Genomic DNA, 26,031 nt, shown 5'->3' with positions numbered 1-26,031 from the left:
AAGGTAACAAGCTATATTGAAATTTTGCTTAGAGATTGTTATCTTCTGACCATTTTTTTAACTCTTCTAGAAAGCCTAGGGCAGTACAACCAAACGTTGTGATTTCGTAAGCCACGGCAATGGGTCTTGTGCTGATTACCTGGCGTTTCACGAGTCCTGCGTCTTCCATCTCTTTAAGACGCTGGTTCACCATTTTCTTGCTAGCACCGCCAATCTGACGAGCGAGATCATTAAATCGCACGGGGCCATCTTTGAGATGCCAGAGAATTGAGCCTTTCCACTTTCCCCCTAAAACTCTCATTCCTCGTTCAATGGAGCAAGGCTCCAGGCAAGGCTCAACTGCCCGTTTACGACCATGACTATCGGTTTCAATTTCTATGGCCAAGCCCATGACTGGTTACTAAAAGTATACTGGTTGACTATCGTATCTTAGATTTGTACGGTATGCGTGTCTGGTTTTTATTCCTTAAAGGAACTCCCATGCACGATATTCATCTGTATACGGCTTCAACGATGAACGGTTGGAAGCCACTGATTTTTTTAGAGGAAGCAGAGGTTGGCTATGAACTAACGCCGATTGACTTTAGTCAAAAAGAACAGAAGTCTGATTGGTATATACGGCTGAATCCGAACGGACGTATTCCTACGATTGTGGACCGAAGTAATGATGATTTTGTTGTCTTTGAGTCGGGGGCCATTCTCTGGTACTTAGCGGAGAAATATGGGAAGTTTTTACCTGAGGATAGAAATTTGCGATCGCAAACCCTCCAATGGCTTATGTTTCAAATGAGCGGAATTGGTCCCATGATGGGGCAGGCCATGTATTTCCAGAGAATCGCCGAACCTCAAGGACATCGAGATGAGTTTGCCATCAACCGCTATGGGGCAGAGTCACGCAGACTGCTTGAAGTGTTAAACAACCAGCTTGACAATAAAGATTATCTTGTTGGTGATGACTTTAGCATCGCTGATATCGCTATGTACCCGTGGGCAAGATCTTATTATTGGGCCAAGGTTTCGGTAGATGGGTTAAACAATCTAAAAGCCTGGTTTGAACGCATCGATGCTCGACCCGCCACTCAGCGTGCCCTTGAGATTCCCAAGCCGTTTCCTGCCTTCTTTGGCAAGGGGGATGTGGCAACATCGGAAGCTGCTAATGCCAACCGTTTCAGAAGCGATGTTAAGTAATAATTTTATAGTCTTTATCTCTGTCTCAAGATCAAATAGTTGATGAAAACTTTCCAAAGACAATGGTCGTATTGTGACCACCAAAACCGAAAGCATTAGATAGAGCAATGTTCACGTCACAGCTATGGGGTTTGCCAACCGTATAGTTCAGGTCACAGTCTGGATCAAGAGATTCCACATTAATAGTAGGAGGAACAACATTGTATTGTGTAGCGAGGATGGTTGAGATCGCTTCAATCGCCCCCGCTGCCCCCAGTAAGTGACCAGTCATACTTTTCGTGGCAGATAGCTGCATCTGATAAGCATGCGTGCCAAAAACCTGTTTAATAGCGTTCGATTCTGCCACATCGCCTAATGGTGTTGAGGTGGCATGCATATTGATGTGATCCACCTTATCAGGGGTAATTTGGGCATCCTGCAATGCCCGTTTTAGTGCCAGAATCACACCAGCACCTGATGGGTCAGGGGCCGCGTAGTGATAGGCATCGGAGGATGCACCAAATCCCAGCACTTCGGCGTAAATCTTTGCTCCTCGGATCTGGGCATGACTCAATGTCTCTAAAACAAGCGCACCAGCCCCTTCACCGAGAACAAACCCATCGCGTGTAGCATCAAATGGACGGCTCGCTGTCTCAGGGGTGTCATTACGGGTCGAAAGGGCACGCATGGTAGCAAAACCGCCCACACCCAGCGGTGTAATCGGCGCTTCACTACCACCACAGACAATCACATTGGCATGCCCCTGTCGTAATAGCAGCACTGCATCCCTAATTGCATCATTTCCAGTAGAGCAGGCGGAAACAACGCCGTGATTAGGTCCTTTTAAACCGTATTGCATGGCAATCATGCCAGAGGCCATATTGCCAATCATCATCGGAATCATGAAGGGGGAAAGGGAATTAGCCCCCTTCTCTAACAAGACTTTTGATTGGGTTTCAAGCACCTGCAGTCCCCCAATACCTGAACCAAAGACAACACCGACAGCATCACGTTCGTCTTGCGGCCAATCGGTTAGGGCTGCATCGTTAATCGCTTCACTGGTAGCTGCCAGGGCATATTGGCAAAATCGATCCAGACGTTTTGCCTGCTTACGATCCATGTAATTTAAAGGATCAAATCCTTTCAGCTCACAGGCAAAGCGAGTTTTGAAGGAACTGGCATCAAAGCGAGTTAGGGGAACAGCTCCACTCTCACCGCGCCCCATTGCTTTCCAGAACGCATCAACGGAAAGACCAATGGGGGTAATTGCACCCATGCCAGTAACTACAACTCGCTCTTGAGAATTCATAAGGTAATCAAACGGTTTTACTTCACTAAAGTTATCGTAATATAATACCGACCAATCGGTTTTTTTGGTGGGCTTGATGGGCAAAGGCGAACAAACGCGACAGGCAATCCTAGAAACGGTAGCCATTCTGTTTAATGAGAAGGGCTATGCTGCGACATCCATGCAGGATATTACCCGCGCTACTGGGATTCAGCGGGGAGGGATTTACAATCACTTTTCCAGTAAAGACGAATTAGCCTTGGAAACGTTTGAATATGCTCTATCTGTTCTTAAAAAACAGTTAATACGCGGCATAGCTCCTCAAAAAACGGCTGTTGGTCGATTAAAGGCAATTGCGACCACATTTGCAGAGCTTTACAGCCAAAATCCACGGTTTCCCTGTGGTTGTCAGGTGCTGAATACGGCTGTTGAAGCCAAGCGACATATGCTACCGCTACGACAAAAGGCACAGGAAGCGATGAATCAGCTGAAAGCCTTAATTGTGGAGACGGTTGTTAACTGTGTTGAGCAGGATGAATTGCCGAATGCGGTTGATGGAGATGAGATCGCAACCATATTCATTGCTACGTTGGAAGGGGCTATGTTGTTAAGCGTTTTATACGATGATTCTGTTCATCTACATCGTGCGGTCAATCATCTTCACGGGTACATTAATAGTTTGGCCACCGGATCCAAAGCTTAGAAGTTAATAGAAATAATGGCTAAGAGAGTCTTCTTGCCACTATCATTTTGCAAAACTCTTTCTTGACTTAACCGCTGGACCAATCAGGTCAATTCGATCGGTCCAAATGCCCCCTGCATAGTTTGAGGGTAAGTCCCTAAGCCGCTCTGGATCATCAAAACCTTGGGAGAAGCCTTCGCCGTTATAGTCGCCAACTAGGAAAACCTTGGTGCCCACATTGTTCATGCGTTGCAGAAATCGGTTGGGCCAGCCCCATAACCAGGGGGCAACGTTGGCAGGGACCAGAAGCATGTTGCGATCGCACCTATCCGGTACCCATCCAGTCCAACCCAAAGCTATATAGCGAATCAAACATTGTTTTAGTCGACGTGGCCACAGCGTCCGAATCGTGGGAAATTGTTCGCGAATAATACCAACCGGCTGGTCTGCACCATACACCATAAATTGTGCCTGACGTTCAGGAGGTAGCATCGCTAATCGCTCAGCTAAAAGCTCACCCTCCTTTGGATCCTGACTTTTCACATTAATAACAAAATTACGATCAGGAAAGGCATTGAACACCTCGTCCAGTGAGGGCATCATACCAACACCTCGTCCACGAAATGGATAGGTTTTTCCGCCATCGGCGGTATACCCATAACCAATGTCAAGGGCCTGTAGACTATCTAGAGTTTGCTCACGGGTAACACCAGCACCATTAGTACGACAGTCAATGGTCCAATCGTGAAATACAGCAAAATGCCCATCAGTCGTTGGGTGAACATCCAACTCAACGATGTCAGCGCCATAGTCAAACGCCGCTTTCATCGACGGCAGCGTATTTTCAAGATAGTCATGGGGCACGGATAACATCCGTTCAGCAGTGCACGTATCATTGGTTAACCCCTGGCGATCATAGCCTTGACTCAACCCACGATGGGCCACCAATATCGGAGAAAGACCAATGGGTTTCACCCAAAAAGAAGCATTACTAAAATAGAGAAAACCGATGGCTGCCATCAGCACAATAGCCACTAGCTTCTGAAATTTACGCCGTTTCCTGACCATAAATGAACAACACCCAATTGTCATTACATGCTTGTTTCCAGTAATGCCTGAACAACAGGATGAAAGTCCTGCCATTGATTAAAGACATCCTCTGCCCACTGGTTTACCAGCTCATAATGCTGGGTGGCATTCTCCGCTCGCAGAATGTCATTAATTGTTAAATGACCTAAACAATCGGGCGGCTCTAACCAGACAAACTGATCTTTGTGTTGAACCACCTTTACCTTTATGTTAGAAAGCTCGCCAGCCGAAACATCTAACTTAAAATAGGCATATAGACTCGATAAATGAACATTTAACGAGCTGATGGTCTGACGACTTGGTTGACCTGGATGTTGAATCGAATAGGTGTCTACCGTCAGATCATGAACGGCCCAATAGGCAAAATCAGAATACTCGCGGGCAAGCACTTCGCCATACGTTGCCCAGCACCCCGGTGTGGATAACAGATAGCTGTGGGCAGCCCCATCAATATCGTCTGTTTCAGCCCCACAGGAGAAACACTTGATCAATGCCATAGCCACGATTCCCATACTTGATCGGGACACCCATCAGTATAGCCATAGCTTTAAAGATGTTGTAATTGCTCAACTCGGTTGCAAGAGAAATAAGGGATATGCTCAAAAATAAAGTCCCCCATAAAAGATTGTCGTAAAAGGTCTAAGGTTCTAGTTTTTAGGTCTACCTTCCAGTCACTTGGATGAGGCTAAATTGCCTAGTCCCTAACACCGAACACCTATCACCTGACACTACCGGGGATTTTATTTATTCACAGATCCCTTAACACTTATCTACTTAACCAAGAAGACCCAACCTACTTAAACCTCTCCCATATCTACCGTGTAGTGTCCCACCAGCGTGATTCTCTCATAGGACATCGGATACACATGCAAAAGATTGGGATTCTCCTGGTCTCGGTGTAGTACAACACCATTGAGACCAATATCGATGCGATAATCAACGACCCGATCATCACCATCAAGCACCATAGCCATAAATGGATGTTCCGTTGGATTGATCCGCTTTAAATCTTCATAGTCTTGCGTAAAGGGTGTCCCAAAGCCTAAAGGTCTATAAATGCCATCACTATAGTCTTCAGGAGCTAGCTGAGGAATTGCGTCCATATCCAATCCAGTTAAGATCAGCTTGCGCGTACCTTCACTGCCATTGAATACAATCTCCACCTCCTTGAGAGGTTCAGTAGCTAAGGGGGAGTCAATTTCCCGCCCGATTACTTTATCGAGAGTTTCAATTTGGCTATAGTCAGACCCCCACAGCCGGTTTTCATCATAGGTACCAGGGGGCACAAAGCTATGAAACTGTAGATCCGAACTGCGGAGATCTGCCCAAGTAGTTCCAACGATGTCGCCAACAATCAGGTTTGACTTTTTATCTTGTTCTCCAAGGGCCATAATCTCTGCATCAGCTAAATCGGTAGCCGTGACCTCCGACTCTTTGACCACATCTCGAAAAGCACCTAAATCAAGCTGCATGCCTTTAAGGAAACCAAATTTTGGCCAAGCCTCCAGATTGCGTGCCTGTGACCAATAGCTAACAGGGTTAAGATCCGAAACGATATCGGCATAAGCACCCCGAGGGAAATCGAAATATCCCTGATAAATAGTTTCCTGACCCGACGGTGTTTCAGCGTAGATTGCCAGTTCCCAGTAACTTGCGCCCAAACAATTATTGGTGAGGCCAATTGACAATTGATCAGCGCTGTAACCACCTAATCCACCCGGAATATCAATGTGTTCAGAGCCAGCAGCAAATATCACCCGCTGGCGATTAAACTCACGTTCGGTCAAAAACCATCGTCTCAATGCAGGGTTATTCTTAGCAAACTCTGGCACTTGGGGAATAAGCCGGCTGAGATCGATATTACGTAGATTAAGGGTTGTTTCTCCATCAGGACCAACAATGTCAAATGTGACATCTGTTTGATAATTATCGCCAACCTGAAAACCAATAGTTGAGCCGACAAAGGTGGAATCTTCGGCTGGCGTTTGGAGCGCCATCTGCTCAATATTCTTATTGCTATAACGACTAATAAACAACAAGAATCCTGAACCTGAAATAATTGCGGGGACTAAAAACCATAAAAGAAAATTTTTCTTACGGGGCAAAACCTCTTTGGAATGAGACGATTTATCAGACAGAATTTGCTCTTGATCTTGGGGCAAAAGAGTCATGGTAGAGCTGAGATTTGTACGTGTACATAAGCGATATTACTTAATATTTATAGAATTTTCTTGATCTAAGACCACATGAAATTTATTACAAAGGGACCCCCTGTTGAAATTACTTAGATAATTCCGCCTTAAGCTTGTCAAAAAAAGACGATTTTTTTCAGTAATATTCCGTATTTTAAAGTTTTTTTAGTAAAAAAACATACTTTAGACTACGCAAAAAACATGGAATCATTAACAATATTATTTTTTTGTAATTTTGAAGCTTATTTATCCTGTTGTTAGCAAAACCCCTGGAAATACGTTGTTATTTTTCTTTTTTCGATAAAAACAAATGCTTTTTTGTACGTATACATACCTGTCTATATGTCTGTATATCTATACAATTTGCGGTATAGTTACGGTGTAATACTGATAATGAAGTTTGTGATTTTTATTGTGTTTAAATAATGAAAAAGAATCCACATTTATAATACTAAATACCTATTATTATAAATGTAATTGATACTAATTCCCTGCAAAAATAGCCTTTAAGAAAGTATTTAGAGCATTTTTAGAAGGATTCGCTGACTATAAGTTCGCTAACGTCTAAAAGCTTGGGTAAATCCAGTATTTGTATAATCTGATCCCCATAAGGCACTTGTCCTTGAGCATAGTCACTGCCCATAATTTGAGCATTATCAGTGACTTCTTGAATATCGCTTAAAGTTGCAGAAAATAGTGCATCACGAATCTCTTCTACAACAATAGCTATAAGACTGTCCTGATACTCTACAACAATAGCTTTAGGCAATCTTTGTAACGCCTTTAGGGGCAACCCTAAGGACTGAGTAATATCGATCACAACTAAAACTTTGCCTCGTAAATTGATAGCCCCAATAATGTGTTTTGGACAGCAAGGAACAGGAGTTGCCTGGCTAATAGTGATAAATTCTCGCACCAGATTGGAGTCAATACCAAAAAGATTATCACCTAAAGAGACGACGATTAAGGCTCTAGACTCCGTAATTGCGCTTTTCTCATCAAGTGACTGCCTCAGGTTTTTAGCTCGCTGATGAAAGATTGCTCGATCCTCAGGAGTGACCGCAGGTGCAAATGTTGTTATAGAAGTATCATCTAATAACTGTGTTTCAGAAAGTGCTTTCTCAGGTTGAGCGCGATAAAAATCATCGGCTAAAGAGCGAGTAACAGAGATGACCTGCTGGATTTCCCCAGTTTTGAACCAGGCTTGGGGAGAGTTTAAGATCAAAATATCGCTTTCATCTGTGACCATGCCTGAGAAAAATCTTTTTAGGTTAAGATTGGATTCCTCTTGTTGTTTATCCATATCAGCTTTGATATCTGATGCAGATAATTCTTTAATTCCTTGGACTGAGTTCACAATGATGCCTATGTTTAAATCTGCCTGTTGGAGAACAATAATGCTGTCGCTCAGATGATAATGTCGCGGTTGGGACTCACTATTAACTTGGAGGTCAACAATAGGTAAGGTGTCCCCGCGTCGATCAAGGACTCCAATGACACCCAGGGGTGCATTCGGAATGAGTACAAGCTCCGGTAAAGCAAATACTTCCTCAACGTAAGCTGTGTCCACTGCGGCTTGACACTGATTGATTTCAAAAAGGCAATAGGATGTTTCCATAATTGTTCTCTAATCGATTTCCTTTGAAGCTTGTTCGTACTGCTGAATAATTTCAGCAGCTGTGAGATTCCCAAATTTGGCGATTCTAGTGTCTCCAGGAAGTTGTCGAAGAAGATTGAGGGCTGTTTTTTGCATTTGCAGGCTAACATCTTCCAGGGAATCATCTAGAACCTGAAGTCTATCCTCAGTTATGACCGTTGCCTGTGGGAGCTGTTGCTGGGGCAGAGCCAATGATTCGCTGGCTATGGGTTTGATAACCGTATCTGCTGGCCGCTGGTAAGTAATAGATTCTTCAAACATTTTGACCCAAAACTTATCAGGATTTTGACTGTGAAGCTCAGTGTGTCCCACCAGGAGATAACCCAAGGGAGCAAGCGCATTATGGAATTTATCTAACGCCGTTTTGACAGCTGCGTCACTAAAGTAAATAAAGACATTGCGACACAATATTAAATCCATATCTCTGAAATAACAGAATGGATTTAAAGATGAGTTATCGAGTAGGTTGCCAATTTGAAAGCTGACCATAGTTTTGATGTCATCGTTAATATGATACTGATTGTTTGCTTGTCTAAAAAAACGTTTCTGAATCTCTGGATCAATTCCCCGAAAAGACCAGGGACGATAGAGTCCTTTGCTGGCTTTCTCCAGTGCTACCGAGTTAATGTCTACTCCTAAAATTGTCAGATCCCAGTCTTTGATATTTGGGATTAAATCGTAAAGCAGCATGGCGATGGAATAGGGCTCCTCACCCGTTGAACAACCGGCACTGCAAATACGAATTGTTTTTGTCTGAGCCTTACGTTTAAGTAAATCTGGAAAAATATGATTTCTTAATAAATTAAACTGCCCTTTATCTCGAAAAAAGAAACTCTCGGTATTCGTGATTGCTGTGGTTAAACTGCCCCACTCCTGCTGACTTTTGTATGTCTCGGTGGCCAGTAATCGATAATAGGCTGTTATGGAATCTGAACCTATGATCTTAGCCCTGCGGGTAATCGTTTCTTTGAAGACTGCCTGATCGTTTTCTCTAATAATGATGCCAGTGCGCTTGACAATCAGCTGGATAAAAGCTTGAGTCAGCTCTGGACTTAAGGGCTCTATGGATGACACAGTGGGTTTTTACTCTGAATTTTAAGATAAGGACTAATTATTGGAGTTCGAGCGAAAACTGTTGAACAACTCTTAAAACGGTCGGCCCAATAGCCTGGATGGGTAAAACCTGTTGGGCTGCCCCCAGGTCAATGGCTTCTTTAGGCATCCCAAACACAATGGACGTTGCTTCATCTTGGGCAATAGTTAGCCCCCCTGCATCGGTGATAGCTTTCATTCCATCTGCACCATCACATCCCATTCCTGTTAATAAAATTCCAATGGCTCTACGTCCATAAAATTGGGCAATTGATTTAAATAAGGTAGTCACAGAAGGACAATGTCCATTGACCAGAGGTGATTTTGAGTGAATAAATCGGCCTTGATGATCAATCTCTAGGTGTTGACGCTCGGGTGGAAAATAAATGTTGCCAGGTTTAGGGCGTTCTCCGGCTGGGGCGATCTGGATTGAGAGGTGACAGGATTCATCCAGCCAGTCTATCAGTCCCTGTAAAAATCCAAGGCTGATATGCTGCACACAGACTATCGGTAGGGGGAAATCTGCAGGTAGCGATGTTAATATCTGCTGTAATGCCAGGGGACCACCGGTGGAAGAGCCCACTGCTAAAATTTTGGGTCTGCTACTTAGTTTTATGGATGAGGCGATTTGATTATGACGGAGCAATGCCTGATGAGGCTTAGATTTTTGTTGTTTTTTCTTAAAAACTTTGACACCAGATAGTATCTTTATTTTATCAATCAGAGCTTGCTTAAGTCGTATATTGTCGCTGTCTAATCCAGCTTTTGGTTTAGGTAAAATGTCCACTGCTCCAGCCTCTAGCAGTTGAAAAATACGATGAGTATCTTCTTCTTCTTGCACTGAAGCACTGACCACAAGTATAGGTAGTGGGTAGCGCAGCATGACCTGGGATGTGAATTCAAGACCATTCATATGGGGCATGAAAAAATCGGTGCAAATCACATCGGGACGTGTGTCAGGAATAAGGTGTAATCCTTCCAGTCCAGTTCGTGCTGTCCCCACAATTTCAATATCAGGTGAGGAACTGAGAATTTTTTTGAGAATTGCCAGGGCAACGGGAGAGTCTTCAACAACTAGAACACGAATAGACATCAGGTGCTAAGAATAAATAGGTACTAAATAAGTTTTGCTAAGGTTTCTAAAAGGGCCTCCTGATTAAATCGACCTTTAAGAATATAGGCACTTGCCCCTGCATCTGCACCGCGCTGGCGATCAGCAGCCGAGTCTAACGTGGTTACTAGAATAATGGGTAAATTTTCAAATTTTTGGTGCTGACGAATTTTGGTGGCCAGGGAAAACCCATCAAGGTAGGGCATTTCTACATCAGAGACAACGGCATCAAATGTGCCACTCTGGAGAGTGTTGTAACCTTCGAGACCATTGTTAGCTGTAACGACGACATAACCAGCACCCTCAAACAATCGTTTTTCCTGAATTCGAACAGGCGGTGAATCCTCCACTAAGAGAATGACAGGTTTTCTCTGGGTGTTTGATTTAGTTATAGTGAGTGTTTCAGATCGCGACTGTTGCTGTACCGACTTAAGTAGGTCTGGCGCATTGAGAATCATACAGATTTCTCCTGAACCCAAGACGGTCGTCCCAGAAACATTGCGCACCCGCTTGAGTAGCTTACCCAGAGGTTGGCTCACCACCTCCTGTTGACTAATCAATCGATCGATAAAGAAACCGACGTGATCATTACCAGCATTGAGGATCATACAAGGTCGGGTATCATCAGAACTTAAGCCTGGTTGAGCAACCCAATCGTAGATGGGAGAGTTAGATAGCTCTAAAACATCGGTTAAATTGGCCACTGGAATAGCCTGGTCGCCTAACATAATTGTGTATTCTCCATCGCTGGTCAGAATTTGCTGAGGAGAGATCAGTAGGGTTGTTTTTAGAAACTCAATGGGTGCAGCAAACATCATGCCCTGGGTTTCCACTAGCACCACATTGGCTGTACTTAGAGCTGTGCTAAGTTGTAGGCGAAACGTGGTGCCTTGCCCGAGGGTAGATTCGATCTGAATATTTCCTTTGAGTTTTTCGACCTGGTTGCGGACAATATCTAACCCGACACCTCTACCAGAGATTTCAGTAATAAAGCTACGGGTTGAAAAACCAGGTGCCAGAATTAGCCGTTGAATTTGGCTGGTGGACATGGTGTCCAGTTCATCTGAGCTATAGAGTTTCCGTCGAACAGCGGTTTGTTTGATTTTTTCTAAATCTAGGCCTCTACCATCGTCTGTGATTTCAATGATTAGACTCATAGCCGTTTGATAAGCTTTGAGCCGTAGGGTAGCCACAGCGGGTTTACCCAGGGTTTCGCGTTCGGCTGAGGGTTCAATCCCGTGGTCGATGGCATTGCGCACAAGATGCATAAGGGAGTCTTTGATGCCTTCTAATAGCCGCTTGTCACCGGTGGATTCTGCCCCTTCAATGGTGAGATTGATGGTTTTAGACTGTTGTTTGGCTAGATCACGAACGACACGCTGTAGGGGTTGAAAGAGGGTGGATAAGGGCAGCAGCTGTAGTTTACGAACCTGATTTCTTAACTCTTCGGAGACCAGCTCAAGCTTAGTGCTGTTGCTTTGCAGGGTAGATCTCAAGTTTAAGATCAGGGTTTCTAAGCGATCTTCATAGGACTGGCCTGGGACAGCCTGCGGTTTATTTTTGTTGGCTTGCCATTCTTCCCAAAGCGTCATTAGCTGATCAGTTTGGGTCGAGGTTTGGGCGATTTGAATACGGGTGACGGCTAACTCTTCTGCTTGGGTCGTTAAGCTATCAAGATCGCGCAGTTGAACCCGAATGGTTTCGGTTTGGGGGGTGTCTTTATTGCCAGCTGGGTTGGCTGGGGTGAGTTCCAGCGTTGGCAGCGCGTTGGTGTCGACGTCGGCTAACGTTGCAACATCGGTAGGAATGTCAACGCCTGTGGGAATGGCGGTTGGCGGTAGGAGTCTGGTAAGGGTTTCCAGGAGCTGTTCAGTGTCGACGTTGGTGGGTATACCAGTGACGGCTTCATGGGCCAAATCAGCGATCGCATCTAGACCTGCATACAAGTGATCGCTGACCACCGCATCCAGCGACAGAGCCTGATTTTGAATACCACCCAAAATGTCCTCCACCCGATGGGTAAGGGCTTCTATCGATTCAAGGCCTGCACTTCTGGCATCCCCTTTCAGACTATGGGCCTCCCGTAACAATACCGATAAAGACTCCTGATCGTCAGGAGTCTGCTCTAAATTTAGAAGATTGGACTCTAGTACTTGCAGTCGTTCTGCCGTAGTCGTTTGATAAATCTGTCGCAGTTCAGGGTCAGCGATCAAATTGGCGCTGACGATCGCATCAGGTGCAGGGAGTGGTGTGGCTGGCACCTCGAACCCTTCTGTCACCTCATCTAACCGTTCAAACACTTGAGATAACACTACCTGGCTGGGTTCACCGGTCGTGGCTTCGTGGATCAGCTGACTGATGGCATCTAACGCATCTTCCAAACAACTGCCAATGTGAGCGGTAAAGGAGATGGTTTGACGCTGAATATTGTTGACAATCTCTTCAATAACTTCGACAAGATCGGCAATCTCGTCCAGTTCAGTCGCCCTAGAGTCACCTTTGAGACTATGGGTTTCCCGTCGCATTAGCTCCAGGGTGGTGGCATCATCCGGACTGTGCCCTAGCTGTTGAAGGCTAGCTTTTAAGGCTTGCAGACGATCATGACTGGTTATCCGATAGATCTCTCGCAGCTCATCATCGTCGATGTAAAGAGTTTTGACCGTGGGGTCTAAGCCAGGGGCTGGTGTAATAGTGGTTGAGGCTACAACCGCCTTGAGAAAATCCAGGGTCTGATTATAATCTATATCAATAGAGTCACCCGTAACCGCCTCGTGCACCAGTTGACCAATGGCATAAATACCCTGATAAAAGCAATCGCTGATATCCGGGGTAAACTCAGCCTGTTGTTGCAGGGCTTTGATTAACTCCTCTAGTTCCTGAGCCAGGATCGCAACAGCATCTAGACCAATGACTTTGGAGTCGCCCTTAAGACTGTGAAATTCTCGCCGCGAATCTTCGAGAATAATTGAATTATGGGGATCTTCTGTTAACTGTAGCAGACTAACTTCCAGGGTGTTGAGTCGCTGTGTGCTGGTTTCTTGATAGAGGCTGCGCAGTTCTGCATCTTGGATCATCATGCGTTTGAGTCATCGGGTTAGAGATTACGGTGAATTCGCCTGGTTCGGCAAACTCCCTGGCTCAGCCAGGGAGCCATGATGCAGTCAGGGCCTAGATGATCTTTTCCAGGTCTAGAGCGGCCTCATTTAGCTGATCTGTACCTACTTTGGTTTGGTTCAAACCACCAGCCGTTTCCTGAGCACCCCGGTTAATCAGTTCCATCGCGTGGACAACCTGTTTGATGGCATCTACCTGCTGTTTGAGGTTCAGTGACACTTGCTGGTTATTGATCACCACCTGATTGACAGAATCCTGGATTTGATTGAAGGCTGATTCTGTGCGCTTGGCGATTTCCACACCTGTTTTCACAGTTTTGGTACCTTCCTCTGTCACCATGACGGTTTCATTAATTGCTTTTTGAATGTCAGACACCAGGTTGTTGATTTTGTCAGCTGATTGCTGGCTTTGGTCTGCCAGCTTACGAATTTCGTTGGCAACGACAGCAAATCCCTTACCATGTTCTCCTGCTCGGACGGCTTCAACCGATGAGTTAAGCGCAAGCATATTGGTTTGGTTGGCAAAGTCAATCACCAGTTGGGAGATATTACTAATTTGATCCGCCTGGCTACTGAGATTAACAATTTGCTCTGCGATCTCATCTACCTTCTGCTCCAGACTAAACATACCCTCCAAGCTGGCATTCAATGAATTCGCCCCTTCTTCCGAGGCCGAAAAAGCCAGTTTTGCGGCTTCAACGGCGGCACTTGCCTGTTCAGCCGCGTGACGAGAAGACGCTTCTAGCTCGTCCATCGTGGTGGTCGTTTCATTCACCGAAACAGCCTGCTGGTTAGCAATCCGTTCTTGCTGGGCCACAGTGGAGGCCATTTCTTGGGTAGACGTAGCAATGTTAGAAGATACTTTTTCGAGCACCAATACTAACTGCCGTCCACGCCAAATCGCAAACGGAATCACCAGCCCCAGAGATAATACAACGGTTAAACCTGCGAAAAGTTTGAATGAGTTAACCGAGGCAAATACTTCGCTACGGGGTACTTTTGCGATCGCAGTCAGTGCATAGGGTCGATCTGGATTAGGCACAAACCGTTGATAAGCAATAATGTGTTGATCCAGGTTAATGGTGCCCGATTCACTGGACAGGATTTGTTCCGCCAGCTCTGGGGAATATTCCTTTGCCAGGGTTTCCTCTTTACCCAAGTCAAAGCCCCACAACTTGTCAGAGTCTGGGTGAGCGAGAAAATAACCTTCCTGGTTAACGAGCTGTAGCTCCTCGTCCTGCAGTTCCTCTGAATCATTCAGAAACTCTAAAAACTTATTGGCAAATACATTGGAAATGATAATTCCCCGCTGCTGACCGGATGCATCTACCACAGGTGTAGCATAGCGAATAACCGGTTTAAAGGGTCTGTCAATCTCTCCCTGTTCCTGGTTGAGATTCACGGGTGATGTATAAACGCTACCGGGTGATAACGAGACCGTCTCAGTAAAATAACCCCGGTCCCCTTTATTCTGCAACTTAGACCTCGGAATGGGAGTCACTGAAGTACCATCAGAATCTACCCGCACCAGCTCTTCGCCAGACTCATCAATATACCGCAGCTGCATATATTGAGGCTTCTCCTCCATGATGCTCTGAAAGACATCCTGTAGACGACCAGCCCATTCATCATAGGAAGAATTATCTTGAGGATCGGTACCACCGTTGGCACGGGCACGGATCATCCCCTGAACTGGAGGCAGCTTACTCAGAAACAGAACATCCTCATTGAGCCCTGTCAAAAAAGTACTAATTTCATCAGTAGTTTCCTGCGCCTCTTCCTGTAGTAACTCGGTCGCATTGTTGCCTAAGGTATTACTGGCAGAGGTTGTACCCAATAGTCCAACGACTGAGGCTGGAATTGCTGCGCTCAAGATAATCAGAAGTAGAAGCTGCTGCTGGATTTTAAGTTTTTGGAAGCTGCCAAAGATGTTTGCAAACATGGTGAGTGCTCTTCTGAGATTAAGAAACTAAAAATTAGACGAAAACTGAGAATGAGGTGCAAAGAATGAGGAGACGCTGCAATTTCGCTGATTCAATGCATATTTGAGACTTCAGCCAATATTGTTGCCTATCCCATTAAGTGAATCTATCAACTTTAATTAGACACACCAAAACATGACTTCCTAATGAGTCAGAATCAGGATAGATATCAAAAAAAAAATAAAAAATAAAAAATAAAACTCAGGCACCATCAGAACAATTAAAACATGAAAGATTTCTCATCTAAAAAATCTATAAAAGCAACCCAAAAATAAAAATTTTCTCATTTATGGGAGCACCTAAAAACGAAAGTTTTTTGTATCTGATCTAACTGTTTTATTTATCCAAGAATAAGAACTATATTTGACTATTAATCCTCTAAAAAAGCCAAAATTAAGCTATAGTTTTAGCAGCTCAGAGAGGGATAATGAAAGATATATGTTCATAACAAAGAACACCAGAAGCCCTCTATTTCAATTGGTTGCAGCTACCTTTCTAGACAAAAGTCTAGTACCTATCTCTACCAAGGATGGCAAATCACCTTTATTCAAAGGATCTAGCAATTTGTATAGACAAAAGTCTAATAGTTATTTCCATTGAAAACCATTAGAAATTCTCTATAACTCACTGCGAAACTGAAAAGTATATTCGTGATTTGGGCTGATTTACTACATCTTTAAAAAAGTTGCTGATAGGATTAAAGTTCAAGCAAGACAGGTGCTTTACCTAGCCAAAAACGATTAGCTTTGAAAATATTACTAATTATCAGTGGAGTGATATTAGTCCGATTGATCTCTAGAATTTATCATCAAAGTCATCATTGGTTAATTGTTAATTCGCATTAAGCTTTTGTTTTTAGTGCGAGATACTTTATTTGAGTTGGCTATAATCCTCTCTTACGTGGATGGTTTGTTGGTTAAACACTATTCATAGTCTTATTTATATTATTGATACTTTTTGGTTAAAGGACTGCCAATGCATTCCCCTTAACCACTATCCCAGCGTGTATTCATCTCAATCGAGAAGCGCTTAAAATCAGGAGCTTCTTGGCAATCATCGCACCCTTAAATACTGTTACCGATGGAAATTACAGAGCTGACTCAGCTGTTAAAGCTTCCCAACACAAACTTGGATGGATACTTGATTTTCAGCAATCAACAGTTGAGCTGGAAGCTCACCGTTATCCAAGGACAATTGCTCTACGCTGTGGATAATACACATGTTGTTCGACGCTGGAACAGAAACTTTGAAAAGTATTGTCCTAACGTGAGTTGGGCTAATACAGAAATACACCCCTCAACGGATGAGCCCTGGCAGATGCAGTGGCTAGATTTTGGAGTGAGTCAAAAACATTTAAGTTTGATTCGCGCCAAACTAATGATTCGTGCAATTATCCAAGAATGCTTATTTGAGTTAAGCCTGTGTAAGTTTCTCCAACATCACTGGCAGCCAAGCAAATTGTCACTGTCCCAAGTATCTCGAAGTCTGGCGCTATCCACTTGGGAAACCAAGATGACGCATCGTACAGTTCAAAACCTTCGACAGCAATGGCAGGCAACAGGATTAATGGGGCTTAACCCTAGCCTATCTCCTGTCCTGAAAACGTTTGTAGAACCACAAATATTGCAATTGCCCCAACAATATTTCACTGGTCGAAACACACTGTGGGATATTGCCGTAAAGCTTGATAAGTCCATTGTCGAGGTCACCCAGCATCTACTGCCCCTGATTAAGAATCAGGCATTAGAATTAAGGACTATACCTGACTTACCACTATCCAAAGCTAAACTCTCCATATCGCAGTCCTCAAAGACTTCAACTCGTTCAACAACGTCATCTGTATCCCGTAAATCAAGAACATTTTCGGCGTCGACCATTTCAGCAAAACTGGAAAAACCTGTCTCATCCTTTATTGAGTCTGCACCGGCTCCCCAAGCCACAGATGACCAACCTCTAATTGCCTGCATTGATGACAGTCCTGTGCTGGCTCACAGTCTCAAGAAAATATTGGCTACGGCTGGCTATCGCACGTTGATTATTCAAGAACCCATGCAGGGTTTTTCTCAGCTGATTGAACATGTACCTAGATTAATACTGTTGGATGTCATGCTACCCAACGCTGATGGCTATAATATATGTCGATTCTTAAGAGACACACCCACCTTTAAAAACACACCGATTATTATTCTGACTGGGCGCAGTAGACCCGTTGATCGGGCGCGGGCCAGTATGGCCGGTGCAACAGAATTCTTGGTGAAACCACCAGAGCCTAACGAACTGCTCAGTATGATTCGTAAATATCTCCAACCATTATCGAATTAGGGATGGGGTAATGGGGTGATTATTTAAATGAGGTGCCCTAACAGTTGAACCTATCGGCGACTATTTCTTAGATGTAAGCACGAACGTAGCGTAAAAGCTCGCTAAATCTAAACGGTTTGGTGATGTAATCACTGGCTCCCAATGATAGGGATTGTTGTCGATCATTATCACTGTCTCGTGCTGTTATGACAATGATCGGTGTCTGCACCCCTTGAGAGCGAGTTGCACTAAGAATCGACAGACCATCCAGGTCAGGTAACCCTAAATCTAACAAAATGAGGTCAAAATTGTTTGAAGTGGCTAGCGATAGAGCTTGAACACCGCTTTGGGCCGTATATATTTCATACCCAGCCCGGCGAAACCCTTTCGTTAGAAAGGCTGTAATTTGAGGCTCATCTTCGACAATCAGGATAGTTGCCACTGTGTATTAAGGCTGTAGTAAATTACTACTTCATTACAGCAGACGGTGAAAGGCTCGGGCAACAAACTTAGATGTATTCAGTACTTGGGCGGTATTTATGGGATAAAAAGCTTAGAAAGACGGAACCACAGGAAATGATGGTTCAAACTATATGCTGAATGTGAATTATTTAAATAGCCCTTGTGTTTTTGATCAAAAAATGTTTAAGAGCATGGGGTTGTACGCCAATACCCATAGAGTAATCAAGACGCCGAGCGCTAAAATCTGACTTGACAGTCTGTTGGGAATGCTAGTGTGGGCAAAATTTTTATATTGTTAGTGACGATACGTTTCTTTGGGGAATTTTGCGTCAGTAGGGCCGGAGCTTCCCAGAAAATGCTCGGCACACATTGAAAGATGTCAATAGTCAATATTGTTTTGTTTGGTGCCCAAGACTTGAGATGAAGAATAGTCAGAGAACATGGCGATTTGCCCCTAATGTATTGCAATCACTGATTGTGGCTATTTTGTGCATTGGCTTGGCTAGTGTGTCAGCCATGGGAGCGCGAATGCCTGCTTCGTTCCCACTACACTCTTCTAACGGAGGAGATGGGCAATCTAGTTTGGAATCTTCTTCTGAATCATCTCAGTCGTCATCCGACGTTAGGCTGATTGCCCGTGCTTTGCCTGGTGTCTATGCGGTGCCATCAACCTGCTCAGTCCCGATCATTCCTTCAATCATTACTGAAGAGGAAATTCAATTACGGCAGTATCAGACTGATTTTGCTAAATATATAGAGGAGCAAGCAGAGTTAGATCGCCAGGCAGCCCTAACTGCTAAACGGGATGTACTGTCGATTGAAAAATTTCGACTTGATTGCGAAATCATGGTGCTGCACGCTAAGCAGTTGCTGGAAGCAAAGGATATGGCATTACCTCTTTCTGAACCAACGGTAACCTCTCAGGAAGTTGCATTTCGGAAACGCCAGTTTCAAATTGCTAAGGAAATTGACAATGACGAAATCATTGCCCATGAGGCTGGTGTTGCATCTCTAAATCGAGTCTGGACTGCCAGACGTGAGCGCATAGATGCCGAAATTTTACTGCTCCAAGCTACGGTTCAGCAGGAAGCGCAGGATAGACAACGTGATTCTGCCATTAATCGAGAGCTAACTACAGATGACATCAATGGGGCTGAGGTTGAGTAGTCTTTAGCGTGTCTGATGGTGGTGATCGCAAACAGGAATGCCCCCGTATGTACTCAATGGTACCCATGGTGTTCTCTCCCTGGGGGTACCATTGCGAGAATATTCAATATTAATCTGAATTATTTCTGGGTACCACATTCAAGCTTCGCAACATCATATTTAAACCAAAAAGAAATGATTGATTAAAAAAGTTTCTGTAAACTTCACCGTTCTATCCGGATTGTTTCCTCCGACGATAACGTTTCCATAAACCCATCTTTACCTGGAAGCATTACTTTGTCTGTCGGGCTAGCGTTTACTACTGCTTGGGGGACACGGTTCTACTGAACTGTTATACGGAGCTAGTTATGCTCATCGCGTTGCCTGCTTTTAAAGTCAGGCTTCCTGTTTATCATGCCAAGTTTTATTCCTATCCGACGGGTACTGCTGATGAGGCTTGGGTGCAAGGTATAACTGCCCTGACAATGAGATCCTTCGTTCAAACGTAACAACAGTCGCCCGCCATGGGGAGCAGCTCATCAGCCTATCTTCTCCCCTGGGGCCATGGAAATGTAGTCCGCTAGCAATTATTTAATTTCTGGGAGAAACCATGACGGATTTTTTAGAGAGAATTGGTAGTTTTACCAGTGATATTGGTGCTGAGATTGCGGCCTTTGATTCAGCTACCAATGCTGTGTTCATGGTGAGTGGTGATACTGAAGTACAGTTGCTGAGCCTGGCTGACCCCCATAACCCTGATCTGCTTAGTGTGTTAGATGTTGCGGATTTTATTCCTAACATTGATGGGGTAAACAGTGTCGCGGTTGCCAATGGGGTGGTTGCGATCGCAGTTAGTGCTGACCCTCAAACCGACCCTGGTTTTGTCGCGGTTGCCGACATCGACGCTGTGATCGCGGGTGAGCCTAACGCATTCCAGGTTGTGCAGGTGGGGGCTTTGCCCGACAACGTTGTCTTTAGCCCTGATGGGACCAAGCTGCTGACCGCCAACGAAGGCGAGCCCGATAACGGTGTGGACCCCAACGGGTCCATTAGCATTATTGACATATCCGGTGGCTTGACCGGTATTTCTCAGGCAAGTGTCACCACTGTTGGGTTTGAAGCCTTCAACGGTCGTGAGAACGACCTACGGGCTGATGGTGTGCGCATCTTTCCCAATGCCACAGTTGCTCAGGATCTTGAACCCGAGTATGTGGCGGTTTCTCCCGATGGCACCCAGGCATTTGTCACACTGCAAGAAAACAATGCCCTGGCTGTGCTCAATCTGGCAACGAATGAAGTTGAGGGGATTGTTCCCCTGGGGCTTAAGGACTTTAGTCAGGTAGGCTTAGATGCTAGCGATCGCGATGGCGGCATCAACATCGATACCGAACCTGTGTTTGGCATGTACATGCCAGACTCCATTGCCTCCTTTGAGGTGAATGGTCAAACCTTCTACATCACCGCTAATGAAGGTGATGACCGGGGAGATGCAGACGAAGATGCCCGTGGCGATGCGATCCGTGTGGGTGATTTAGGTGACGTTACCTCCTTTGGCCGTAGTGGATTGTCCCTCGACGAGCGCTTTGATCCAGCCATCGCTGACGACGAAAATCTGGGCCGCCTAACAATTTCCTCCATCGACGGCGACATTGATGGCGATGGCGACATCGATCAGCTGTTCTCCTACGGGGCTCGCTCTTTCTCCATCTGGGATGACAATGGCAACCAGGTGTTTGACAGCGGTAGCCAGATTGCTGAGATTACGGCTGAACTGACTCCCGATCTGTTTAATGCCAACGATGGTGACCCCGCTGAGGTTGACAACCGCTCTGACAACAAGGGGGCTGAGCCTGAGGCAGTTACGGTGGGCGAAATTGGTGGTCGTCCCTTTGCTTTTGTGGGTCTAGAGCGGGCTGGCGGGGGTGTGTTGGTGTATGACCTGAGCGATCCCACCAACCCTGAATTTGTGCAGTATGCCCGCAGTGATGAGGATATTGCCCCTGAGGGTTTGACCTTTATCTCGGCAGAAGACAGCCCCACTGGTCAGCCGTTGCTAACAATTGCCAACGAAGAGTCCAATACCTTCGCAGTGTATGAAACTAATGTGCAGGCTGCTACCATCTCTGAGATTCAGGGTGCAAGTCATGTCTCTCCGTTAGAAGGTGAGTTGGTACAAACCGAAGGTATTGTCACAGCCGTTGACTTCCGTGGCTTCTATGTGCAATCTGCTGTTAATGATGGCAATGATGCCACATCCGAAGGCTTGTTTATCTCCACTAGCGGCAGTCCCACCGTTAGCATTGGGGACGAGGTGCGTCTGTTTGGTGAAGTCAGTGAAGTGGTTTCTCGCACCAACGAACTCTCTACTACCCAGCTCATTGATCCAGATGTGGTCATCCTCTCCTCTGGAAATGATTTACCAGAAGCCACGGTGATTGGTGAAAGCGGCCGAGTTGCGCCCAGTGAAATTGTCATCAGTGATGATGAACTACCGGTCAACCTACAGGAACCCGGTGGCAACTTTGACCCCGATGAAGATGCCATTGACTTTTACGAGAGTTTAGAGGGCATGCGCGTTACGGTTGAGGATGCAGTGGCTGTATCTCCCACCCGGGTATTTGGTAGATTCTCTGCTGAGGCGGTTACCTTACCTAACCAGGGTGCAGGCGTCACTCCTGAAGATGGTTTGACTGCGCGGGGCAGCATTAATCTCAACTCTGGTCCTGATAATACAGGCGATCAAAATCCCGAGCGGGTGCAGATTCAGTTCAATCCCAACCTGTTGCCTGAGGGCTTTGATACCCCCGCCCTCACCGTGGGCGATCAGCTGGGTGATGTGACCGGTGTTGTTGGCTATAGCTTTGGCAACTTTGAGGTAAATGTTACCGAAGAGTTTGACATTACCCCCAGCGGTCTAGAGCAGGAGGTTACTGATCTGGTAGGTGGCGACAATGATCTCACTGTTGCTAGCTACAATGTGCTCAACCTGGCCGCCGACGGTACTGATACAGCACAGTTTGAACTGCTGGGTCAGCAAGTGGTTAACAATCTCAATAGTCCTGACATTATTGCTTTGCAAGAGATTCAGGATGACAGCGGTGTGACCAATGACGGCACCGTGGATGCGACGGCCACATTACAGGCTTTGGTGGATGCGATCGCAGCTGCTGGCGGTCCCACCTACGAGTTCTTCGACGTGGCTCCAGAAGATGGCACCCAGGGCGGCGTTCCCGGTGGCAACATCCGCAACGCTTACCTGTACAACCCCGACCGGGTCACCCTAGACTCCTTTGCCGCTATCGATCAAGCCCCTGCCTTTGATGGCACTCGCCTGCCACTGGTGGCCAACTTTGAGTTTAACGGCAATCTGGTGACCGTGGTCAATAATCACCTCACCTCTCGCTTTGGTTCTTCTCCTGTTTACGGCGGACCTCAGCCCTTTGTACAAGCAGGCGAAGAAGAACGCGAAGCCCAAGCTCAGGCTCTCAACGATTTTGTAGACAACATTGTGGCCACCAATCCCGATGCCAAGGTAATTGTGTTGGGCGACCTCAATACCTTTGAGTTCACCAACGACCTGGCTGAGATTCTGCCCGGTACTGGCGATGAGCGAGTGCTAACCAACCTGGTGGATCAAGCTGTTGCCGATGATGATGCCTACACCTTTATCTTTGATGGCAACAGTCAGGTTCTGGACCACATATTTGTCACCGACTCGTTGTTAGACGGAGCCGAATTCGACATCGTGCATGTCAATAACGACTTCCCCCGCGATGACAACGGTGCACAGTTTACTGACACTGTTGTGGCTAGTGACCATGAACCTTTAGTAGCAAGATTTACCTTAGAAGAAACTGTGACTGCACCCTCTACCTTTACCCTACAGCTACTCCATGCAGCGGACCAAGAAGCTGGCATTCCTGCTTTAGAAGATGCCCCCCGATTCTCCGCCGTCCTTAACGCCCTGCGGGATGACTTTGATAACACCATTACCCTGTCATCCGGTGATGCCATTATTCCTGGCTTGTTCTTCTCCGCCAGTGAAGAGGCTTTTGGCGGTGCCGGTCGTGCTGACATTCTGATTCAGAATGAACTCGGATTTGAGGCCATCGCCTTTGGTAACCATGAGTTTGACCTGGATACCGACCTGGTGCGCGACCTGATTGCCGGTGCTGAAGATGACCCCACGACACCAGACGTAGATGAGTCATTTGAGGGTGCTCTGTTCCCCTATCTCAGCTCCAACCTGGACTTCAGCACCGATGAAAATCTGGCAGACCTGGTAGTCCCCGACGATCAGGCTCCTGAGCCCAACAGCATCGCAGCCACCACGGTGATTGACGTGGGGGGTGAACAGATTGGCGTTGTCGGTGCCACCACCCCCACCATCAACAATGTGAATGTTCGCATCTCTAATCCTGGTGATGTGACTGTTTTACCCCAGCCCTTTGATGGTGTACCTACGTCTGAGCAGCTGGATGCCCTAGCAGCAGAGATCCAGCAAGACGTGGATGAGATGCTGGCCCTCAACCCTGGGTTGAACAAGGTGATTGTTCTCTCTCACATGCAACAAATTGGCATTGAGCAAGAGCTGGCCACGCGTCTAAGTAATGTGGACGTAATTGTTGCCGGTGGGTCTAACACCCGTCTGTTTGATGAAAACGACCGTCCCCGTGATGGTGACACTGACCAGGGCACTTACCCAATTTTCACCACCGATGCTGATGGTAATCCCGTCGCCATTGTCAATACCGATGGCAACTACAAGTATGTGGGTCGTTTGGTGATTGACTTTGATGAGAATGGCATCATTATCCCTGAAAGCTATGACTCTGAGGTGAGCGGTGCCTATGCCACTGATGAACAGGGTGTGGCTGATCTGAATGCAGAGAACTTGGTGGATCCTGACATTCAGGAGATTGTCGATGCCCTGGAAGAGGTGATTGTTGCTAAGGAAAGCAATGTCTTTGGGGTTAGCGATGTGTACCTCAACGGTGTGCGGGGGAGCGTACGCACCCAAGAAACTAATTTGGGTAATCTGACGGCGGATGCAAATCTTGCGATCGCAAAAGAAACTGATTCCGATGTCGTTATCTCCATCAAGAACGGTGGCGGTATCCGTGATGGCATCGGTCGCGTCGTTGTTCCCGCCGGTGGCACTGGTGAGCCAGAGCTGCTACCCAACGAAGAGATTCCTGGAGTGAAACCCGAAGGTGGCATTTCTGAAAACGACATTGTCAATAGCCTGCGGTTTAACAATGGCCTTACCCTGTTGACAATTACCGCCGAAGAATTGCTTGCCGTTATCGAACACGGTATTGCCGCCAGCAGCCCCGATGACAGCAATACCCAAGGACGCTTCCCCCAGGTAAGTGGTTTAGAATTTAGCTTTGACCTGACAGCTGACCCCAATGACCGGGTACAATCTCTAGTTGTTCTTGACGAAGACGGCAACGACGCCGATGTGATTGTTCAAAATGGTGAACTGGTGGGTGACCCCAGCCGCACCTTCCGCATGGTTACCCTTAACTTCCTAGCAGGCGGTGGCGATGGCTATCCCTTCCCTGACCGCGATGTAGTCCAGCTGGCCCAAGAAGACGATGCGGCCCGTACCGGTGCGGCCACATTTGCCCCCGATGGTTCTGAGCAAGATGCATTGGCAGAATATCTAGCCGCCAACTTTGGCACAGAGGAGACTGCCTTTAACAATGCGGATGCTGGTCGAGAAGAGGATACTCGCATCCAGAACCTGGCCTTCCGTGAGGATACCGTTATTGATGGCGGTAGCAATGGCGGCGGTAATGGCGGTGTTGAGCCCGATGCCGATGTTGTCGGTACCGACGCAGCTGATACCCTCGCAGGTGGTGAGGGTGACCAAACCATTAGCGGTGGCGATGGTGATGACATTCTTCGCGGTGACCTCAACAACCGCTATCCCCAGGGCCGTAGAGGTGGCGATGATGCCATCTTTGGCGGTGCCGGCAATGACCGTATCGGCGGTAAGGGCGGTGACGACCTGCTGTTTGGGGATGAAGGGGATGACCTGATCTGGGGTGACGACGGCGATGACCTGCTCCATGGCGGCGTCGGCAACGACACTCTCACTGGCGATAACTTCTCCGGTGGTCAAGGTAGTGATACCTTTGCCTTTGCAGTGGGTCACGGCACTGACACCATTACTGACTTTGAAGTGGGTACCGACTTTATTGGTCTGCTGGGAGATTTAAGCTTTGGAGCCATCACCCAGACAGTGCAAGGCAATGATTTGTTGTTAAGCACGGGGGGTGAGAATCTAGCTGTGGTTCAGAACGTAACAACTTTATTGGATGAGACGTCCTTTACTCAGCTAATTGCTTAATGCTCTATTAGCAGGCATTCAGGGTGGTTGGTTTAAGCGATAGCATCTTCTACCGCAAACCGATCGTCCCGAGTGCCTGCAAGGAGTGACTTAAAAACAGGTTGATGCGCGAGGCAATGACGCATCAACCTGTTTTTATAAGCGTCCCCTTCGACTCCGCTCATTGAAGTGTTGGCTAACTCTATTGGAGATACTATGCGTTAGGCTTGCCCATGCCCATAGGGTTATAGCAACGGTATAACGGTCAAAACAGCGGCTGCCTAGCCGTATAAATCCCGTAGGTAGGTACAACTGTCAAATGTGACGTATGAGCACCTATCCACCATACTTAACTGTCAAATGTGACGGATAACACCCTGTTTTCCCGAAGTTATACGTCAAGAGTTGCATA

16 protein-coding genes are annotated in these 26,031 nt (G+C 46.3%); 5 read left to right on the top strand and 11 right to left on the bottom strand.

Annotation, left to right across the window (positions count from 1 at the left end; all coding sequences use genetic code 11):
* Positions 1 to 28: 28 nt before the first annotated feature.
* The gene (locus SPB21_RS06490) at positions 29 to 391 is read right to left on the bottom strand and encodes a winged helix-turn-helix transcriptional regulator (protein ID WP_250565850.1); all 363 of its coding nucleotides are present in this window, start codon (positions 389 to 391) and stop codon (positions 29 to 31) included.
* Positions 392 to 480: 89 nt separating this feature from the next.
* Here SPB21_RS06490 and SPB21_RS06485 point away from each other — a divergent pair, with 89 nt between their 5' ends.
* A complete protein-coding gene (locus SPB21_RS06485) occupies positions 481 to 1,188 on the top strand; it encodes a glutathione S-transferase family protein (protein WP_163700137.1) in 708 nt (235 codons plus the stop codon).
* Positions 1,189 to 1,219: 31 nt separating this feature from the next.
* On the opposite strand, the gene fabF is transcribed toward SPB21_RS06485, so the two are convergent.
* On the bottom strand, positions 1,220 to 2,476 hold the full coding sequence (gene fabF, locus SPB21_RS06480) for a beta-ketoacyl-ACP synthase II (RefSeq protein ID WP_163700139.1): 1,257 nt from the start codon (positions 2,474 to 2,476) through the stop codon (positions 1,220 to 1,222).
* Between the two features lie 76 nt (positions 2,477 to 2,552).
* On the opposite strand from fabF, the gene SPB21_RS06475 reads away from it, so the two are divergent.
* Positions 2,553 to 3,158, top strand: coding sequence for a TetR/AcrR family transcriptional regulator (locus tag SPB21_RS06475; protein WP_163700141.1), 606 nt, complete (start codon positions 2,553 to 2,555; stop codon positions 3,156 to 3,158).
* Between the two features lie 42 nt (positions 3,159 to 3,200).
* On the opposite strand, the gene SPB21_RS06470 is transcribed toward SPB21_RS06475, so the two are convergent.
* From SPB21_RS06470 to SPB21_RS06435, 8 genes are all read right to left on the bottom strand, one after another.
* Positions 3,201 to 4,205 (bottom strand): glycerophosphodiester phosphodiesterase family protein, encoded by a 1,005-nt coding sequence (locus SPB21_RS06470; RefSeq protein ID WP_250565851.1) that lies wholly within the window; start codon positions 4,203 to 4,205, stop codon positions 3,201 to 3,203.
* A 23-nt stretch (positions 4,206 to 4,228) separates the two neighbouring features.
* On the bottom strand, positions 4,229 to 4,723 hold the full coding sequence (locus SPB21_RS06465; RefSeq protein ID WP_499059174.1) for a DUF5946 family protein: 495 nt from the start codon (positions 4,721 to 4,723) through the stop codon (positions 4,229 to 4,231).
* 300 nt (positions 4,724 to 5,023) lie between these two features.
* The gene (locus SPB21_RS06460; RefSeq protein WP_163700146.1) at positions 5,024 to 6,397 is read right to left on the bottom strand and encodes a hypothetical protein; all 1,374 of its coding nucleotides are present in this window, start codon (positions 6,395 to 6,397) and stop codon (positions 5,024 to 5,026) included.
* A gap of 550 nt (positions 6,398 to 6,947) precedes the next feature.
* Positions 6,948 to 8,036: a chemotaxis protein CheW gene (locus tag SPB21_RS06455; RefSeq protein WP_163659305.1), complete on the bottom strand. Its 1,089-nt coding sequence runs from the start codon at positions 8,034 to 8,036 to the stop codon at positions 6,948 to 6,950.
* Between the two features lie 9 nt (positions 8,037 to 8,045).
* Positions 8,046 to 9,149, bottom strand: coding sequence for a CheR family methyltransferase (locus SPB21_RS06450; RefSeq protein ID WP_499059178.1), 1,104 nt, complete (start codon positions 9,147 to 9,149; stop codon positions 8,046 to 8,048).
* A gap of 37 nt (positions 9,150 to 9,186) precedes the next feature.
* Positions 9,187 to 10,260 (bottom strand): chemotaxis-specific protein-glutamate methyltransferase CheB, encoded by a 1,074-nt coding sequence (gene cheB, locus SPB21_RS06445; RefSeq protein ID WP_163659307.1) that lies wholly within the window; start codon positions 10,258 to 10,260, stop codon positions 9,187 to 9,189.
* A gap of 23 nt (positions 10,261 to 10,283) precedes the next feature.
* Positions 10,284 to 13,355, bottom strand: coding sequence for a hybrid sensor histidine kinase/response regulator (locus SPB21_RS06440; RefSeq protein ID WP_499866030.1), 3,072 nt, complete (start codon positions 13,353 to 13,355; stop codon positions 10,284 to 10,286).
* Between the two features lie 91 nt (positions 13,356 to 13,446).
* On the bottom strand, positions 13,447 to 15,333 hold the full coding sequence (locus SPB21_RS06435) for a methyl-accepting chemotaxis protein (RefSeq protein ID WP_499866029.1): 1,887 nt from the start codon (positions 15,331 to 15,333) through the stop codon (positions 13,447 to 13,449).
* A gap of 1,120 nt (positions 15,334 to 16,453) precedes the next feature.
* Here SPB21_RS06435 and SPB21_RS06430 point away from each other — a divergent pair.
* Positions 16,454 to 17,695, top strand: a complete 1,242-nt coding sequence (locus SPB21_RS06430) for a response regulator (protein ID WP_163659310.1) — start codon at positions 16,454 to 16,456, stop codon at positions 17,693 to 17,695.
* 67 nt (positions 17,696 to 17,762) lie between these two features.
* Here SPB21_RS06430 and SPB21_RS06425 read toward each other — a convergent pair whose 3' ends face one another.
* A complete protein-coding gene (locus tag SPB21_RS06425; RefSeq protein WP_499059186.1) occupies positions 17,763 to 18,116 on the bottom strand; it encodes a response regulator transcription factor in 354 nt (117 codons plus the stop codon).
* Between the two features lie 440 nt (positions 18,117 to 18,556).
* Here SPB21_RS06425 and SPB21_RS06420 point away from each other — a divergent pair, with 440 nt between their 5' ends.
* Positions 18,557 to 19,303 carry a hypothetical protein gene (locus SPB21_RS06420; RefSeq protein ID WP_163659312.1) on the top strand — a complete coding sequence of 249 codons (747 nt, stop codon included), beginning with the start codon at positions 18,557 to 18,559 and terminating at the stop codon, positions 19,301 to 19,303.
* 589 nt (positions 19,304 to 19,892) lie between these two features.
* Positions 19,893 to 25,640 carry a choice-of-anchor I family protein gene (locus tag SPB21_RS06415; RefSeq protein WP_499866028.1) on the top strand — a complete coding sequence of 1,916 codons (5,748 nt, stop codon included), beginning with the start codon at positions 19,893 to 19,895 and terminating at the stop codon, positions 25,638 to 25,640.
* Positions 25,641 to 26,031: the final 391 nt, after the last annotated feature.

Origin of the sequence: Leptothoe sp. ISB3NOV94-8A (genome assembly GCF_043421595.1) — a bacterium.
GTDB lineage: Bacteria > Cyanobacteriota > Cyanobacteriia > Phormidesmidales > Phormidesmidaceae > Leptothoe > Leptothoe turfae.
Note: the sequence above shows the minus strand (reverse complement) of the source record. Positions and strands in the feature narration are given on the sequence as shown.

Excerpts from the sequence above, each read along its gene's own strand:
- SPB21_RS06490 (WP_250565850.1), bottom strand. The coding sequence starts at position 391 with ATGGGCTTGGCCATAGAAATTGAAACCGATAGTCATGGTCGTAAACGG.
- SPB21_RS06485 (WP_163700137.1), top strand. The coding sequence starts at position 481 with ATGCACGATATTCATCTGTATACGGCTTCAACGATGAACGGTTGGAAG.
- fabF (WP_163700139.1), bottom strand. The coding sequence starts at position 2,476 with ATGAATTCTCAAGAGCGAGTTGTAGTTACTGGCATGGGTGCAATTACC.
- SPB21_RS06475 (WP_163700141.1), top strand. The coding sequence starts at position 2,553 with ATGGGCAAAGGCGAACAAACGCGACAGGCAATCCTAGAAACGGTAGCC.
- SPB21_RS06470 (WP_250565851.1), bottom strand. The coding sequence starts at position 4,205 with ATGGTCAGGAAACGGCGTAAATTTCAGAAGCTAGTGGCTATTGTGCTG.
- SPB21_RS06465 (WP_499059174.1), bottom strand. The coding sequence starts at position 4,723 with ATGGCATTGATCAAGTGTTTCTCCTGTGGGGCTGAAACAGACGATATT.
- SPB21_RS06460 (WP_163700146.1), bottom strand. The coding sequence starts at position 6,397 with ATGACTCTTTTGCCCCAAGATCAAGAGCAAATTCTGTCTGATAAATCG.
- SPB21_RS06455 (WP_163659305.1), bottom strand. The coding sequence starts at position 8,036 with ATGGAAACATCCTATTGCCTTTTTGAAATCAATCAGTGTCAAGCCGCA.
- cheB (WP_163659307.1), bottom strand. The coding sequence starts at position 10,260 with ATGTCTATTCGTGTTCTAGTTGTTGAAGACTCTCCCGTTGCCCTGGCA.
- SPB21_RS06440 (WP_499866030.1), bottom strand. The coding sequence starts at position 13,355 with ATGATGATCCAAGATGCAGAACTGCGCAGCCTCTATCAAGAAACCAGC.
- SPB21_RS06435 (WP_499866029.1), bottom strand. The coding sequence starts at position 15,333 with ATGTTTGCAAACATCTTTGGCAGCTTCCAAAAACTTAAAATCCAGCAG.
- SPB21_RS06430 (WP_163659310.1), top strand. The coding sequence starts at position 16,454 with ATGGAAATTACAGAGCTGACTCAGCTGTTAAAGCTTCCCAACACAAAC.
- SPB21_RS06420 (WP_163659312.1), top strand. The coding sequence starts at position 18,557 with ATGAAGAATAGTCAGAGAACATGGCGATTTGCCCCTAATGTATTGCAA.
- SPB21_RS06415 (WP_499866028.1), top strand. The coding sequence starts at position 19,893 with ATGACGGATTTTTTAGAGAGAATTGGTAGTTTTACCAGTGATATTGGT.